Origin of the sequence: Leifsonia sp. C5G2 (assembly GCF_013359685.1) — a bacterium.
Lineage (GTDB): Bacteria > Actinomycetota > Actinomycetes > Actinomycetales > Microbacteriaceae > Leifsonia.
This window is the reverse complement of sequence record NZ_JABFMV010000032.1, coordinates 1-2,151: the sequence shown is the minus strand read 5'-3', so window position 1 is coordinate 2,151 and position 2,151 is coordinate 1. Positions and strand designations below refer to the sequence as shown.

Genomic DNA, 2,151 nt, shown 5'->3' with positions numbered 1-2,151 from the left:
CACTGCCGCTGGGATGCGGCGCCCCGCCAGTGCAGGCGCACGACAACGTCAAACCACCCGCACAGCCGCAGCCCCAGCAACCGGGCGAACGTGAGACTGCAGGCGCGCCGACGGCCAAGAGCCCTGTCGACGAGAGCAACCTGCAGGTCAGGCACAAGTGGGACGACTTCGTTGCGTTCTTGGATGGTCTGGGATTCTGGGCAGGAGTGATCTCAACTGTCAGCACGTTGGCGGGATGGATTCTTGCCATTTCCGGAGTGGGCGCAGCGGTTTCTCCAATTCTGGGCCTGATTGGTCAGATCGCTGGGTGGGTAAGCACCGTCGCGTCCTGCGGAGGTGCGCTCCTGAGCAGCTTGGGAACCAAGTTCAATTACGGGGATCTCGTCGGGTGTGCTCTCGACGTCATCGGACGTGGCATCGGATTGAAGAGAGGTCAGCTCCGGGATCTAATCACCGGGTTCGCCACGCGCCGAGAGACTGTGGATGCAATCCGCGAGTTCGACCGTATCTCGATGGGAATCGGAGTCAACTTCAACCTCCTGGGACTGATCAACAGCTTCGTGGGGATGCTCAATGGCTAGGCACTGGACATGGCAGGAGCGTCAGAGAGTCTTCCTCATCGCAATGGTTATCGGGTGGGCCGCGTATCTGTCGTCGGTTGTCTTATTACTGCTGTCGTTTGAGCCCTTCATATTCGAGCAGCCCGCGGGCGCGGCCCTCGTGATTGCGATCTTCGCCTCTATTCCTGCGGGAATTCAGGTCATTTGGCTCCTCAATCCTGGCTTTTTCTACGTATCCCGCCTGCGATTCGACCCGGCAGTGACAGCGCACCTTCGGCCGAGCCTCCAAAGCCACGCATGGTTGGGGGGCAGTCTGAACAATCTGCGTTCCACGAATTCGGTAGTACCCGACCGCCTCCGCCTCGTCTCCATCCGCACAATTTGGGACCAGTGGACTCACACCGCGAGCGGGCTTGTTGGAGCGCCTCGTCCCGGGCCGAAAACAGGTTCGGTCGCCCGCGTCGAGATATCGTCCCGCGGCGCCGAGTTCCTGGTCGGCTATTGGCGGCCAGGTAGAGTCCTTCACGTTCCGGCATCCAACATCGTCGGGCTCTGGAAGGGATCAGAGATCGGCTCGATCGGCGGCCGGCAGGTCTTGGTGCTCGTCATCAAGACGTCCGGCGATGATGTCGTCTTTCCGCTCCAGGTGCGTCGTTGGTCGATCGGGGATACGGACTCCCGTGACGTCGACTTGCTGATGTCGGAGTTCGGGCAGATCTTGGGGAAGGCCCGCGATGAAGCAGACCAGTGATGAGCGCAGTTCGGCCTGCGGCGGGTGGCGCGAGGTGCGTTCGATGGGTGCGTCGGGCGACGCGCTGCCGGACGATGCGCCAAACAACTCGTCTCATGGGCGGCTTCGTCGTCTCAGGCGTGGGAGCAACGCGACTTGCTGCCGGGGCCGAATGTCCATCGGTGAGCTACCTGGGGCCTGAGCTAAGAATGACGGGTGCGGGCTTTGCTGCGTTCAATTACTGGGCGCGGAGCCCCGTGAATGGGGGGTCATGGATACCATGCATGCTGTCGTTGGACGGGCGACGGGTCGAATTGACTTCTGAGCGTGGCATCGAACTCAGGTGTGACGCCGCTGAGTTAGTGGTAGAAATCACGGGTATCAGTTCTTTGCGGCTCTCAGCTGGGGAGAAACGGTTCGTGCTACCCGTCGGCAGCCTCACCCGCCTGGACCGCTCGACGGGCATCCGCTCGGCGTACACCTACGACGCCGCGGACCGGGTCACGGCGGTCACGCACACGACCCCGCAGCCGTCCGCGCCGCCTGTCCCCGTGGCGACACCGACGCCGGCGCCGGACGCGAAGGGCTCCGCCGCAGCCACGGCGTGCACCGGAGTCGCCGGTTACCTGGGTTCTCGTGCGGCCTACCAGCTGACCGCGTCGGAGACCAGCGGCCGTGGTCGCGGGGTGAGCGCCGGCACCGCGTCGTATTCGTACGACGCCGCCGGCAACCGGGTGGACCAGACGGTGGCGGGCGTCTCGACGCGTTTCGCGTACAACCCGGCCGGTCAGACCACGGAGGTCGCTCGCGAGGGCCGGACGACCTCGTACGGCTACGACGGCCTGGGCCGGAACACGTCCG

Annotated in this window: 2 protein-coding genes and 1 pseudogene; all 3 read left to right on the top strand. The window is 63.9% G+C overall.

The features are described from left to right. Positions 1-581: hypothetical protein (locus HNO83_RS20070; RefSeq protein ID WP_175339307.1), on the top strand; the 581-nt coding region annotated here is incomplete at its 5' end. Continuing rightward, the gene (locus HNO83_RS20065; protein WP_175339306.1) at positions 574-1,311 is read left to right on the top strand and encodes a hypothetical protein; all 738 of its coding nucleotides are present in this window, start codon (positions 574-576) and stop codon (positions 1,309-1,311) included. The genes HNO83_RS20070 and HNO83_RS20065, both read left to right, overlap by 8 nt. Before the next feature lie 398 nt (positions 1,312-1,709). Further along, positions 1,710-2,151, top strand: a pseudogene (locus HNO83_RS20060) (hypothetical protein); the annotation flags it as partial.

Coding starts and splice junctions, on each gene's coding strand:
- HNO83_RS20065 (WP_175339306.1), top strand. CDS start 574: ATGGCTAGGCACTGGACATGGCAGGAGCGTCAGAGAGTCTTCCTCATC.